Genomic DNA, 12918 nt, shown 5'->3' with positions numbered 1-12918 from the left:
CGTGAGGGTCCTTGTCTCCGGGACGTCAGGGGTCCTCGGCCATCTGATCGCTGAGGAGCTCAAGGACCGCCAGCATGACGTGGTCTCCGCTGCCCGGCGCAAGGTGGCAGGCAGCGCGCAGCTGCGCCTCGACGTGACGGATGAGGCGGCCGTTCGCGCGGCGGCGCAGGGGCTTGACGCTGCGGTCCTCTGCCCGATCCTGTCCGTGTCGGCGCCTGCAGCGCGATGGCTGGCGGAGGAGGGGGTGAGGCGGATCGTCTGCTTCTCCTCGAACAATGTCGGGATCGATGAGGAGAGCGCGGTCTACCGGGCCCTTGCCGAGGCCGAGGCTTCTCTTGAGAGCGTTGGGGCGGAAATGGTCATTCTCCGGCCCACCATGATCTACGGCCACGTGGAGGACGGGAACCTGTCGAAGCTCCTCCGGTTTGCCCAGCGGTTCGGGTTTCTCCCCTGTCCGGGGAAAGGCGCAGCGCTCCAGCAGCCGGTCCATATCTCCGATGTGGCGCGGGTTGGCGCCGATGCCATTGGCGCGGAGCATCCCTCGGGAGCCTTCGCTGTCAGTGGTCCCAAGGCGTTAGAGACGGCCCAACTCTTCGGGCACGTGCTGAAGGCGGCGGGAAAACCGTCCTCGTCCGTTCTGAAGCTGCCGCTGGGGCCCCTCAAACTGGCAGCTGCCGGAGCCGAAGCGATCGGCCTCAATCTCCCCCTCAAGACCGCGCAGCTCGCAAGGATCGAGCGGGATAAGCTTCCGACCCTCCCCGCACCGCCAGAATTTGAGGCCCGGACCCACTTGGAAGACGGGCTTGCAGCATTAGCTACGGAACTTGCGGCCTGGGGAACCCAAGGCTAGGCCTCGTTTCATTGTGCAGCGCGAACGCGGAGAGCGAAAAGTGATCTCTACGCCCGAACCATTGGAGCTTGCTCCTCGCCGGGACGATGTCCTGGTGATGAAGTTTGGCGGCACTTCCGTGGGTGACGCTGACAGGATCGAGCGTGTCGCGCGCCACGTGATGGCTGCGCGCGACGGGGGCTACAAAGTCTGCGTCACGGTCTCGGCCATGTCGGGCGAGACCAACCGCCTGGTCGAACTGACCGAGCGCCTCGGCGGCGGCGATGTCAGCCGCGAGGCGGACTATGATGCCGTGGTGGCGAGCGGTGAGCAGGTCACCGCCGGGCTCCTCGCCATCAACCTTCGTTCGAAAGGCGTGCCCGCCCGCAGTTTTCAAGGCTGGCAGATGGGCCTCGCAACGGACGGCGCCCACGGCCGCGCGACGATCACCGAGCTGCCCCAGGACCGCCTGATGGCGACCCTCGATGAGGGCGGTGTGGCGGTGGTGGCAGGCTTTCAGGGTCTCGCGCCTGACGGGCGGATCTCGACCCTCGGGCGAGGTGGCTCTGACACCACTGCAGTGGCGTTGGCGGCAGCGCTCGGCGCTTTCCGCTGCGATATCTACACGGATGTCGACGGGGTCTACACCACCGACCCCCGCATCGTCGCGACGGCCAGGCGCAAGCCGGTCCTCGCCTATGAAGAAATGCTCGAAATGGCGTCGGTCGGCGCCAAGGTCCTCCAGACCCGCTCCGTTGGCCTCGCCATGACCTATGGCGTGCCGGTGCGGGTGCTCTCGTCCTTGGGCGAGCCTGAAGAGACCGATGAAGGAACCCTGATCACGGGGGAGGAAGAGATCGTGGAGAAACAAGTCGTCAGCGCCGTCGTGCCGTCCAAGGGCGAGGCGAAGATCAGCCTCCTCGGCGTGCCCGACAAGCCGGGCCGTTCGGCCTCGATCTTCCGCCTCCTGTCCGAGGCAGGGGTGAACATCGACATGATCGTCCAGTCCCCTGCGCGTCAGGGAGCCGAGGCCAACATGTCCTTCACCTTGAGCGAAAAAGACCTCTCCCACGCGATGGAGACCCTCACCGCGGTGAAGGGCGAAATCGGCTTTGATGAGCTGGTCGCCAACCAGAATGTCTCGAAGGTCTCGATCATCGGCATCGGCATGAAGACGCACACCGGTGTCGCCGCGACGATGTTCGAAACCCTCGCCGAGCGGGCGATCAACATCGAAAACATTTCCACATCCGAGATCAAGATCAGCGTCTTGATCGCTGCAGACTATACGGAACTTGCTGTTCGCGCCCTCCATGAAGCTTTTGGACTTGGCGGTCCCAAGGCTTAAGGGGACCCCATGAGTCTGCCCCCGAGAATGACGCCGACCCCGCGCGTGCTGCTGCGCCAGCTGCGCGAGGTGATGGCCGAAGAGAGCGATGCCCAGACGAGGCTTGAACACCTCGTCCAGGCCATCGCCCGGAACATGGTGGCCGACGTCTGCTCGATCTATGTCCGGCGGTCGGACGACATGCTGGAGCTCTTCGCCACCGAGGGTCTGTCCCGGGACGCTGTCCATACGACCCGCCTGAGGTGGGATGAGGGCCTTGTCGGCCTGGTGGCTCGCACTGGGCGGCCCATCAATTTGCGGCGCGCCAATCAGCACCCTGAGTTCTCCTTCCGGCCTGAAACCGGGGAGGAGAGCCTCAACGCTTTTCTCGGCGTGCCTGTCATCCGTTCGGGCAAGGTCATCGGTGTTCTGACGATCCAGAACACGACGACCCGGGCCTATTCCGAGGACGAGATAGAAGCCTCGCAGATGGTCGCGACCGTCCTTGCCGAGATCATCTCGTCGGACCGCTTCCTGACCGAGCGTGAGCAGGCCGAAGTCGAGGAGCTTGTCCACGGCCCTGAATATGCGACGGGTACGGCGATCGTCCCCGGCATCGTTCGCGGCACCGCTGCTCTCCTGACGCCCAAGCGCCGGGGCGGCGGCATCTTTGCCAAGGACATGGCGGCGGAGAAGAGCCGTCTCGCCGAGGCGCTGCGCGACCTTCAGAAGTCGGTCGACGACATGATGGCGCGCGACCGTTCACTGACGAATATCAGCCGCGAAGTTCTCGAGGTCTACCGCCTCTTCGCCTATGACCGGGGCTGGGCGCGCAGGCTCGATGAGAAGATCATGGCGGGACTGACCGCCGAGGCTGCGGTCGAGCAGGTGCAGTCCGAGAACCGCACGCAGATGCGCGCCGCCTCGGACCCTTATTTGCGTGAGCGTCTTCACGATCTTGACGATCTTTCGCGCCGCCTCCTCCGTATGCTGAGCGGTGAGAAAGAGGCTCAAGAGCTTCCGGAGAACGCTGTCGTGATTGCCGAGACGCTGGGGCCGGCCGAGCTGTTGGAGCTTGACCGGACGAAGCTTGCTGGCCTCGTCCTGGCGGAAGCCTCGTCCAACTCTCACGCTGCTGTCGTAGCGCGTTCCCTCCGTCTACCGATGGTTTCAGGCGTTGCGGAAGTTATCGACCGGGCGGAGGAGGGCGATGCCATCCTCGTCGACGGTTCGACAGGTGAAGTCTTCCTGCGCCCGACTGAGGAGGCCATCGAGACCTTCGAAGCGAAGGAGCGTATCCGTTCCGAACAGCTGGCCCGGTTCAGGCGCAACCGCGACAAGCCCTCCGAGACCATGGACGGCACGCTCATCAGCATCGAGATGAATGCTGGCCTCGCCATGGATATGGCTCTTCTGGAAGAGGTAGGTGCGTCGGGTGTCGGCCTCTTCAGGACGGAGCTTCAGTTCCTCGTAGGGCGCGAGCTTCCTTCTGTCCGTGAGCAGACGGAAAGCTATGCCGCCGTGCTCGATGCAGCTGACGGCGCACGGATCGTCTTCCGCACAGCAGACATCGGATCGGACAAGCAGGCGCAGTATATGCACGGGCCCCTCGAAGCGAACCCGGCCATGGGCTGGCGCGGCTTGCGCATGTCGATTGACCGCGAGGGGCTGCTGCGGATGCAGCTTCGTGCCCTCGTGGCTGCTGCGAAGGGCCGCCCCCTGACGATCATGCTGCCGCTTGTCACGACCGTGAGTGAGCTTCACAAGGCGCAGGAGATCATCAGCAAAGAGCTTCAGCGTACGGAGAAGCTCGGTGAGACCCTGCCTGAGAAGCTCGAAGTCGGCGCCATGGTCGAGATTCCTTCCGCTGCCTGGCAGGCAGGAGAGCTAGCCGAGGCGGCGGACTTCCTGTCGATCGGCGGCAATGACCTTGCGCAGTTCTTCTTTGCGGCTGACCGCGAGAGCGAGCTGGTCTCGCGCCGGTACGATTATCTCAGCCGTCCGTTCATTTCGTTCCTGAAGCGGACGATCGACAGCGCCAAAGCGGCGGGCAAGCCCGTCAGCTATTGCGGCGAACAGGCTGCTGATCCGCTGATGGCGTTGACCCTGATGGGCATTGGCTTTGAGCGGCTGAGCGTCTCGGCGATCACCGTGCCGCCGCTGAAAGAGATGGTGCGGGAGGTCGATCTCGGCGAGCTCAAGGCTGAGATGGACAAGCTCCTCGCGCAAGAGAGCGCGGGCACCCTGCGCAGTGACGTGAAGGCCCTCGCGGAGCGGTTGGGGATCAATCTCTTCCGCCTCGTTTGACGGAAGAGATCATCAACCTAGGGACTAGTTCCGACCCCGGAGCATTTTGGCGACCTCTTCTGTCCCGAAGGGGAAGACGATCGTGTTCGTCTGGTCGCCTGCGATTTCCTGCAGCGTGTTGAGGTAGCGGAGCTGCATGGCGCCTTCCTGCTGGGCGAGGACGCCCGCGGCTTCGGAGAGCTTGGCCGCTGCCTGCTGTTCGCCTTCTGCGAGGATGACCTTGGCCCGGCGTTCCCGTTCGGCTTCGGCCTGGCGGGCAATGGCGCGGATCATCGAGGCGTCGACATCGACGCGCTTGATCTCGACGTTTGCGACCTTGATGCCCCACGCTTCGGTTTGCTCGTCGAGGATTGACTGAATGTCCTTGTTCAGACGATCACGCTCCTGGAGCATCTCGTCGAGGTCGTGCTTGCCGAGGACCGAACGGAGCGTCGTCTGGGCCAGCTGGCTCGTCGCTTCCTTGAAGTTCTCGACCTGGACCACGGCCTTCACCGCATCGATCACGCGGTAGTAGATAACAGCGTTGACGTTCACCGAGACGTTGTCGCGAGAGATAACGTCCTGGGGCGGAACATCGGCGACGAGGGTCCGCATGTCGACCTTCTGCATGTTTTGCAGGATGGGGACGAGGAGGACGAGGCCGGGCCCCGAAGCCCTGCGCCCGACCTTACCGAGGGTGAAAATCACGGCGCGCTCATACTCTTTCAGGACCTTGAAAATGGCCGTGAACAGAACAACCGCGAAGGGGATGAGGCCGAGAAGAATCGGTGACATGGCTTAGCCTTCCGTTGCGCGCCGGGGTATCCGCAGACCCATCTTGGCGCTCATTTTTTTGACGATGAGGATGAGGCCTTCGACCTCCTGAACCTTGACCTGGTCGCCGGGGCTCATGGGCTGCTTGGCCTTGGCGCGCCAGCGCTCGCCATCGACGATGACCCAGCCTTCGGTGCCGTTCCATTCCTCGACGCGGCCCATGCGTCCCTTGACAGCTTCCTTGCCGATGAGGGGGCCGTGGGCGCGGGACTTGATCAGCTCCCAGAGCATCAGACCGACGACGGCGCCGACGAGGCCGAGAATGCCGATGATGAGAGGCAGAGACACCCGGAACTGACCGGGGAAGAGGTAGTAGAGGCCGATCCCCAGAAGCGCGACGCCCGCGACACTGGCGAGCCCCGCTGTAGTCACAAAGGCTTCTATGATGATCAGCACAACCCCCAATCCCATCACCGCCAGAAACAGGCCGTTCTCCGGCAGGACTTGGAAGGAGTAGAAGGCGAGGAGAAGACAGATCGCACCGAACATGCCGGGGAAGATCGAACCGGGGTTCCAGAGCTCCACCGTCAGACCGAGGGTACCGAGGGAGAAGAGGATTGCTGCTACGTTGGGATCGGCGAAGAAACCGAGGATGCGCTCGAGAAGGCTCGGCTCGACCTCGACGAGGCGGACGCCTTCGGTGGCGAGGGTCTTCTCGCCGGAGGCGACCTCGACCACGCGGCCATCGAGCTGCTCCATCAGGTCGTCACGGTTCTTCGCGACGATGTCGATGACGTTCAGCTCGAGCGCTTCGGATGCGGTGATCGAGGCTGAGGGCGGGCGCACTGCCTTTTCCGCCCACTCAGCGTTCCTGCCGCGCAGGTTGGCGAGACCGCGAATGTAGGCGACGGCGTCCTCGATGATCTTGCCGCGCATGGAGGCTTCGTTCGAGATATCGACAGGGGTGGAAGCAGGCTCAGCGCGTTCTTCTTCGGTGAACTCAGCGTTCTCGACGGCGTCGTCTCCTTCGAGGGTTTCGATCTCGTCCGAGGTTGGCTCGGCCTCCTCCTCTTCAGCGGGAGGAGCGAACGGGCTCTCTTCGCTGGAGCCGCCTCCAAGCTCGATCGGTGTGGCGCTGCCTGTATTGGTGGCCGGGGCCATGGCCGAAACGTGGGCGGAATACATGATGTAGAGGCCAGCGCTCGCAGACCTTGCGCCGGAGGGGCCGACATAGGTCACGACGGGCACGTCGCTGCCAAGGATCGTCTGGACGATGGACTGCATCGAGGTGACGAGGCCGCCGGGCGTATCGATCTCGACAATCACCAGCTCATCGCCGCGCAGCTCTGCCGCGCCGATCTCCCGTTCGAGGTAATTGGCGACCGTCGGCGTCACCGCACCGTCCAGTTCAAGGACCGTGGCGCGACGGCCACTTTCCTGTGCCGTTAGAGAAAAGATCGCGCCGCCCATGCCGAGCAGCATCATCATTAGAAAGAAGGCCCTGTAAAACAGGCGCATATCTATTCTCCCAGCCCCTTTAACCATAAGAGCTATCACGCGATTTTCCCGATGACGAGAGGTTAACAGATCGCCAACGGTGCGCTACACAGTCTCTTCTGGCCGTGCTAGAGAGGTGTGGGCAGTTGGGTGAAACCGCAAGCGCAAGTCAGGGGGCGTGATGCAGACCGGAGACACAGGTCTCAATCTGATCAAGGCTTACGAGGGCTTCTCGGCGAGCCCCCGCCTCGATGAGCGTCGCGGCGCTGGCAACTACATTGTCGGCTACGGCCACATCAGCGATTCCCCCGCCCCTCAGGTCAGCCAGCGCGAAGCGACGAACCTCCTCCTCAAGGATGTCTCGCCGATCGAGACGCTGCTGCGCGATACGGTCAGGACGCCTCTGAACCAGAACGAGCACGATGCGCTCGTCTCCTTCGTGTTCAATATCGGCGCTGACAATTTCAAACGTTCCACGGTCCTCAAGAGGCTGAATGAAGGCGACAAGCTTGGCGCCGCTGAGGCTTTTGAGCGCTGGACCAAGGCGCGGGTCGACGGGAAGCTGATGAAGCTCGACGGCCTCGTCCGCCGCCGGGCTGCCGAGAAGTCGCTGTTCCTGATGCCGACGGATGCCGAGCTGGTGATCCCGACCTCCGAGGTCGCGCCTGCTGACGAGTGCGACGGCCAGGTGCTCGCGCCGAGCGAGGTGACCCATGCGCCGCTCGTGGATTTCGACAGCTACCGCCGTGACAAGGGCCGCTCCCTGACGCCGGAAGAGATCGAAGGCCGCATGTCGGCGCTCTACGCCGCCAGCCATGCGCTGATGGGTGATCCCTCCAAGATGATCATCGCCAAGGCAGAAGAGCGCGAAGACATTGGCGTGACGGTTGGCGCGGTGATGCTGGTCCTGCTGGCGGTGGCGTTCACGCTGTTCAGCGGTGTTCTGGCTCTCGACGCTTACGCGCCCGATGCGCTCCAGGCGGTTGGCCTGTCGCCATCGCTGCTCCAGCCGGTGCTGGTCGATTTGCCGCTCTGGATGCTCTCCATCGGTCTGGGCCTGACCTATTTCAGCGTCTACATCGTGGCCAAGCGCGCAGCGCGTCACTCGATCAAGAAGGCCCGGGCCAAGGAAGTTGCGCGGGTCCGCGGCAACTAACTGAATGACCATCAACCTGATCAAGCTTTGCGTCGGCGCGGACCGCGTCGATGACCTCGTGGATTGGCAGCAGCGTCTCCTCCGCATGTCCGAGGGCACTGAGCTCGAAGGCCATCCCCACCACACCACTCGCATGTTTCCCAAGCGCCGCGACGAACTTCTCGCCGGCGGCTCGATCTACTGGGTGATCGCGGGGCAGATCCAGGCGCGCCAGCGCATCCTCGACCTGCGCGAAGTGCAGACGAATGACGGCCGGAAGTGCATGATCGTGCTCGATCCCGAGCTTCATCGGACGCGCCTCATCGCCCGCAAACCCTTTCAGGGCTGGCGCTACCTCGATGTGAAGGATGCGCCCGCTGATCTTGAGGGAGGCGAAGGAGGCGAGGATCTGCCAATAAGGGCGGAGCTAGCGGAGTTGGGACTGTTATGAGGGGCTTGAGTTCAAAGCGCGGGGGCGCGCTCGGCGTCATCGGCGCGACGGCGGCTGCGGTTGCTGGCGGGACCTACTTCTTCGGTGACCGAGGTGTTCCGGAAGTCAGCGAGACGCTCGAGAACGAGACCCACTCAGAGCGGGCCGACAAGCAGGCGACGGCGAGAACCGCTTCGGCAGAAGAGGTGCCTCCGGGCAAGGTCATCTTCTGTCACCCGGTCGTGCTGCCCGATGGCTGTTTCCCCGCCGATGCATTGGCGGCTGAAGGAGAAGCACTCTTCGGCGAGGGCGTTCTGCCGTCTCGCCCGACGACCATGATCGGCCTTGAAGAGACCGATGAGGACATGGAAGTGATGGGCTGCGATGCCTTCGTGCGGGCACGGAGCCGTGGCTATAGCGCTGCCTCCGGCGCTGGCTTTCGCCGGGAGGCGCAGATGGCGCGGGCCTGCGGGCTTCTGGTATTCGCCCAGGAGGCGCAGGCGGTTGCCTCTCCGCCGCTCGATCCTGACTGGATGATGGATTTGCCGCGGGGTGACCTGCCGGGCCTTGGCAATAGCTTTGGCGACGATGCGGTCTATGAGCGGATCAGCAACGAACCCATCGTCTGGACCCTCGAGTCAGACACGCTGCGCGGCGAGTTCCTGCATGTGGCGACGGCGGACTTCGATGGCGACGGCAAGGCCGAGCACCTGATCGAGTGGCGGGTGGCCGCTGTTGGCGGCAGCCTCAGGGGCATCGGCTATGGCCTTGGGGAGCTCAACCCCAAGAGCTTCCGGGACGTCGATCCCTTCCAGAACTAAGCTCCACAAACAAAAACGGGCCCCGAGGGGCCCGTCTTCATGCGATCGTTGTTCTTTGGTCCGTTAGCGGAGGTTCGCCTTCTGGGCGAGGGCCTTGCCGCCGGTCTGGCGCATCTGCTGCATGTCGGCCGGCTTTTCTTCCGATGCCGGAGCAGCGGCAGCGTCACGGCGCAGGGGAGCCGCTTCGCGAAGCTTGGCTTCACGCTCACGCGGAGCGTTCGGAGCCGGGGTCGCTGCGAGCACGCGCTCGTCAGACGGGGCCGGAAGCTCAGCAGGTGTAGCCGGAGCGCTATCGTTCAGCGGGTCGTCGGAGTGACGGCAGCTGCCTTCGAAGCGGGCGCCCGCTTCGATCATCAGCGCGGTGTGGATGATGTCGCCTTTAACGATCGAGCTGGCGGTCAGCTCGACGCGGGTGGCGCGGACGCGGCCTTCAACGGTGCCAGCGACCTTGACCTTCTCGGCGATGACTTCACCGCGGACGGTGGCGCCTTCACCAATGACGAGACCCTTGGCGTAGATGTCGCCATCGATTTCGCCGTCGAATTGCACTTCCCCTTCGGAGCGAACCTCGCCACGAATAACCATGTCCGCGCTGATCAGCGACGGAACGCCGGTCGGGGCGGTGCGCGCAGGCTTGCTGCGTGCTGAGCTTTTCGCATCGGCGCGACGGGTCATGGATTGATCTGCGGTCATCGAACGCTGGTCCTCAAAGTCCGGGAGCTGACGGTCGTCAGATTTATCACGCTTAGCTTTCGAAAACATAACGTCCTGCCTCGATGAATCTTTCAGGGTCGACCTGTCTGCGGTTGTAGTGGACCTCATAGTGAAGGTGCGTCGCGGTCGAGCGACCCGTGCTTCCCATCAGCCCTATGACGTCGTTTAGCCCAACGGTGCTACCAGCCCGTGTTTTTATCGTGTGCAAATGCGCGTACCGCGTACGGAATCCGTTACCATGGTCGATCTCGACCAGTTTGCCATAGGCGCCGCGGGTCCCTGCAAAGACGACACGGCCAGGGGCGGTGGCAACGATCGGTGTACGGCGCGCTGCCGCGAAATCGAGACCGTAGTGGCGGGCACGCTTGGAGCGTTTGAACGGGTCCCAGCGCAGGCCAAAGCCAGACGTCTGGCGGTGGCGGTTAAGAACCGGGGAAGCCAGAGGAACCTGACGGATGGTGCCAGCGAGGGCCGCAAGCTCGGTCAGGCGCTCCTGAACCCGGGCGGCGGTTTCGTAATAGGTGCCGGAGAACTCGGTCGCACCTTCTTCATCGACAGGGATGAAGGGGCCGCCGATGCCGACAAGGTCGCTGCCATCGTCGCCGCGGGCTTGCGCAAGAACCTGCAGGCCGAGCGTCTCGTCAGCCTTGGCAATGAGGTTGGCACCGGCGCCGGTGTGGCGGAGGATCTGGTCCATCTCGCGGATGGCACGGTGCATCTTCTCTTCCATGCCAGCGAGAAGAACGACCTGGCTCGCGGAGAGTTGGGCGGTCTTGCGGCGCATATCGGAGAGCACTTCGTTCTCGATGCCTTCAGCGATCTCCTGATCGATGACGCTTTCGAGGGCCTCTTCGCGCAGGGCCGACACGCGCGACTGGCGCGGCGTGGGCTCGCGGCCGACCGGATCGATCATGACGCGGTTGGAGCCTGAAAGCTTACGGCCACCAGGAGCGCCAGCGGCGGAGAGCGTTTCGGCGAGGCCGCGCATCTCAACGTCGAGGGAGCTCTTGTTTTCGACCAGCGAGCGCAGGGCGTCGTGCTGGCCTTCGAGTTTCTTGAGTGCGGCTTCGAACTCGCGGCTGTAAATGAAGTTCAGGGAGCTGACTTCTTCATAGGCGCGTTCAGAATTCTGAAGGCGGCGGCGATAAGCGGCCTGCTCATCACGGCGCTGCTCGTCCTTGGCGACGATGATCTGCTCTTTGAAGACCACGTTGACCGACGCGTAGGCGACCCACATCAGGGCGCCGAGCAGGATCGAGGCAAAGACGATCTGCGTCCGGCTCGAAAGCTTGATGAAGTGAACGATGCCGTCGGAGCGGTGGTAGATCTGGCGCTCGCGGAACAGATGTCCGAGCGTTCCGCTGACCGATCCCTTATCCTTGCCCATATCGTCCCTGACTGCCCACTGGCGCTTGAACGGCGCCAAGAAAATGGATGTCCCACCCCAACTGTGACACTACCACGAACTCTTTGGCACGTCACAACTGAATACGAAACCGCGATCGAAAAATTATTAAGCTTGACGACGATTCAACGGATCGCCTTCCAGCCAGCTCTTCGACCTTGATCTCCCTACCTTCTCTCCCCGGCCAGCGTTGGGCCGGAATGAGACATTATTGAGGCGCTACGCCCTCGTACCAGTCGCGCGGCAACTCTGCCTTCGTCCGCGCTTCCTCGTTGAAGGGGCGCTTAGGGCCCTGTGGATAATATCGCATCACACATTTGTGAAAGGTTTGAGCAGGATCCGCTCCCCGGGCCTCGTTGAGCGCGCGAAACCAGTAGGTGCCGATGCGGACGTGGCCAATCTCGTCATTATAGATGACCTGAAGGACGTCGGCAGAAGGCTCGTCTCCGGCCTGTTTCAGCTTGCCGATCATGCCTGGTGTGACATCGAGTCCGCGGGCTTCGAGGATCATCGGAGCGACGGCAAGACGGCCGACAAGGTCTCCGCTCGTCTGGCGCGCAGCATCCCACAGACCTCCGTGGGCGGGGTGGTCACCATAGTGAACGCCGAGCTCCGCCATGCGGCGATGCAATAAAGAGAAGTGTAGACCTTCCTCGCCCATCACCTGCATCCAGTCCCGGACGAAGGCTGAACGCATGGCGTCCGGCACCTCGCCAGCGAACCGCAGGGCCATGTCGGCGGCGAGGTCAATGGCGTTGAGCTCAATATGCGCCAGCGCGTGGAGCAGCGCCCCCCGTCCCTCGGGACTGCCGAGCCTGCGGCGGGGAACATCGGCTGGCGGAATCAGCGCGGGGCGGTCGGGCCTGCCGGGCCGTTCAGGAGGGAAGAGACGCGGCGCATCTTCCAGCGCGAAGCCGTCAGCGGAGGCCAGCGCTTCTTGCGCCAGCGCGGCCTTCCGGTCGGCGTCGCGCTCCTCGAGCACATCGAGGAGCGCCTGGTCCCATCGGTTAAGGTAGGCCGTCAAAGCTCTCGGGCGGCTTCGAGGACGGTCTCGACATGCTTCGGCACGCGGACCTTGCGCCAGATCTTCCGGACGACACCCTTCTCATCGATCAGGAAGGTGGAGCGGTCGATGCCCATATACTTCTTGCCGTACATGCTCTTCTCGACCCACGAGCCGTACTTTTCGATCATCGCGCCTTCTTCATCCGAAGCGAGCGGGACCGTCAGCTCATGCTTGGCGCGGAACTTGGCGTGCTTGGCAGGGGTGTCCTTGGAGACGCCCAGCACTTCGGCGCCGGCAGCCTTGAAATCGTCCAGCGCCTCGGAGAAGCCGATGGCCTCCTTGGTGCAGCCGGACGTATCGTCCTTGGGGTAGAAATAGAGGACGAGCTTCTTGCCCTTATAGTCCTTCAGGCTGACCTCGCCGGCGTCTTCGGTTGGCAGGGTGAAAGCGGGCGCCTTGTCACCTTCTTCGAGCATCGGAATTCTCCCTAATGTAGCCATCAATTCGTGCTGCGGCGCCTAGCCCACGCCCGGCCGATCCGTCCATGTCGTAAGAAGACACAGGCTTGCCCGAGCGTGCAGGACAGCCTTAGTTGAAAGGGGTGGTCAGGGTTTGAGAGTGCTGCGTCGCAAGCAGAGATCAGGAGACGAGCGTGCCGGAGGCGGGGGCCTTACCGGCGCCTTCCGCTCGGCGG

12 protein-coding genes are annotated in these 12918 nt (G+C 63.4%); 6 read left to right on the top strand and 6 right to left on the bottom strand.

The window, feature by feature from the left end:
* The first annotated feature begins 1 nt into the window (after position 1).
* The 3 genes from HK107_RS12610 (at position 2) to ptsP (ending at position 4463) form a co-directional block, all read left to right on the top strand.
* Positions 2 to 850, top strand: coding sequence for an SDR family oxidoreductase (locus HK107_RS12610; RefSeq protein WP_173200323.1), 849 nt, complete (start codon positions 2 to 4; stop codon positions 848 to 850).
* 97 nt (positions 851 to 947) lie between these two features.
* On the top strand, positions 948 to 2177 hold the full coding sequence (locus tag HK107_RS12605; RefSeq protein WP_173201508.1) for an aspartate kinase: 1230 nt from the start codon (positions 948 to 950) through the stop codon (positions 2175 to 2177).
* 9 nt (positions 2178 to 2186) lie between these two features.
* Positions 2187 to 4463 carry a phosphoenolpyruvate--protein phosphotransferase gene (ptsP, locus tag HK107_RS12600; protein ID WP_173200321.1) on the top strand — a complete coding sequence of 759 codons (2277 nt, stop codon included), beginning with the start codon at positions 2187 to 2189 and terminating at the stop codon, positions 4461 to 4463.
* A 24-nt stretch (positions 4464 to 4487) separates the two neighbouring features.
* Here the strand turns inward: ptsP and HK107_RS12595 are convergent, their stop codons facing one another.
* The gene (locus HK107_RS12595; RefSeq protein ID WP_173200319.1) at positions 4488 to 5237 is read right to left on the bottom strand and encodes a slipin family protein; all 750 of its coding nucleotides are present in this window, start codon (positions 5235 to 5237) and stop codon (positions 4488 to 4490) included.
* A 3-nt stretch (positions 5238 to 5240) separates the two neighbouring features.
* A complete protein-coding gene (locus HK107_RS12590) occupies positions 5241 to 6734 on the bottom strand; it encodes an NfeD family protein (protein WP_173200317.1) in 1494 nt (497 codons plus the stop codon).
* 160 nt (positions 6735 to 6894) lie between these two features.
* On the opposite strand from HK107_RS12590, the gene HK107_RS12585 reads away from it, so the two are divergent.
* Genes HK107_RS12585 through HK107_RS12575 form a run of 3 tightly spaced genes read left to right on the top strand, consistent with a single transcriptional unit; the run spans position 6895 to position 9099 of the window.
* The gene (locus tag HK107_RS12585; RefSeq protein WP_233061621.1) at positions 6895 to 7869 is read left to right on the top strand and encodes a lysozyme; all 975 of its coding nucleotides are present in this window, start codon (positions 6895 to 6897) and stop codon (positions 7867 to 7869) included.
* A 4-nt stretch (positions 7870 to 7873) separates the two neighbouring features.
* Positions 7874 to 8299: a DUF1489 family protein gene (locus HK107_RS12580; protein ID WP_173200313.1), complete on the top strand. Its 426-nt coding sequence runs from the start codon at positions 7874 to 7876 to the stop codon at positions 8297 to 8299.
* A gap of 5 nt (positions 8300 to 8304) precedes the next feature.
* Positions 8305 to 9099, top strand: a complete 795-nt coding sequence (locus tag HK107_RS12575; RefSeq protein ID WP_173200311.1) for a hypothetical protein — start codon at positions 8305 to 8307, stop codon at positions 9097 to 9099.
* 63 nt (positions 9100 to 9162) lie between these two features.
* Here HK107_RS12575 and HK107_RS12570 read toward each other — a convergent pair whose 3' ends face one another.
* From HK107_RS12570 to bcp, 4 genes are all read right to left on the bottom strand, one after another.
* A complete protein-coding gene (locus HK107_RS12570; protein WP_233061499.1) occupies positions 9163 to 9792 on the bottom strand; it encodes a bactofilin family protein in 630 nt (209 codons plus the stop codon).
* Between the two features lie 52 nt (positions 9793 to 9844).
* Positions 9845 to 11239, bottom strand: a complete 1395-nt coding sequence (locus HK107_RS12565; RefSeq protein ID WP_173200307.1) for a M23 family metallopeptidase — start codon at positions 11237 to 11239, stop codon at positions 9845 to 9847.
* A gap of 187 nt (positions 11240 to 11426) precedes the next feature.
* A complete protein-coding gene (locus HK107_RS12560) occupies positions 11427 to 12242 on the bottom strand; it encodes a ferritin-like domain-containing protein (RefSeq protein ID WP_173200305.1) in 816 nt (271 codons plus the stop codon).
* On the bottom strand, positions 12239 to 12700 hold the full coding sequence (bcp, locus tag HK107_RS12555) for a thioredoxin-dependent thiol peroxidase (RefSeq protein WP_173200303.1): 462 nt from the start codon (positions 12698 to 12700) through the stop codon (positions 12239 to 12241). The genes HK107_RS12560 and bcp overlap by 4 nt, the downstream gene beginning before the upstream one ends.
* Positions 12701 to 12918: the final 218 nt, after the last annotated feature.

The organism is Parvularcula mediterranea, from assembly GCF_013085255.1.
Taxonomy (GTDB): Bacteria; Pseudomonadota; Alphaproteobacteria; order Caulobacterales; family Parvularculaceae; genus Parvularcula; species Parvularcula mediterranea.
Note: the sequence above shows the minus strand (reverse complement) of the source record. Positions and strands in the feature narration are given on the sequence as shown.

Bases quoted from the DNA above. Each gene is read 5' to 3' on its own strand.
- bcp (WP_173200303.1), bottom strand. From the start codon at position 12,700: ATGCTCGAAGAAGGTGACAAGGCGCCCGCTTTCACCCTGCCAACCGAA.
- HK107_RS12605 (WP_173201508.1), top strand. From the start codon at position 948: ATGAAGTTTGGCGGCACTTCCGTGGGTGACGCTGACAGGATCGAGCGT.
- HK107_RS12595 (WP_173200319.1), bottom strand. From the start codon at position 5,237: ATGTCACCGATTCTTCTCGGCCTCATCCCCTTCGCGGTTGTTCTGTTC.
- HK107_RS12570 (WP_233061499.1), bottom strand. From the start codon at position 9,792: ATGACCGCAGATCAATCCATGACCCGTCGCGCCGATGCGAAAAGCTCA.
- ptsP (WP_173200321.1), top strand. From the start codon at position 2,187: ATGAGTCTGCCCCCGAGAATGACGCCGACCCCGCGCGTGCTGCTGCGC.
- HK107_RS12580 (WP_173200313.1), top strand. From the start codon at position 7,874: ATGACCATCAACCTGATCAAGCTTTGCGTCGGCGCGGACCGCGTCGAT.
- HK107_RS12590 (WP_173200317.1), bottom strand. From the start codon at position 6,734: ATGCGCCTGTTTTACAGGGCCTTCTTTCTAATGATGATGCTGCTCGGC.
- HK107_RS12585 (WP_233061621.1), top strand. From the start codon at position 6,895: ATGCAGACCGGAGACACAGGTCTCAATCTGATCAAGGCTTACGAGGGC.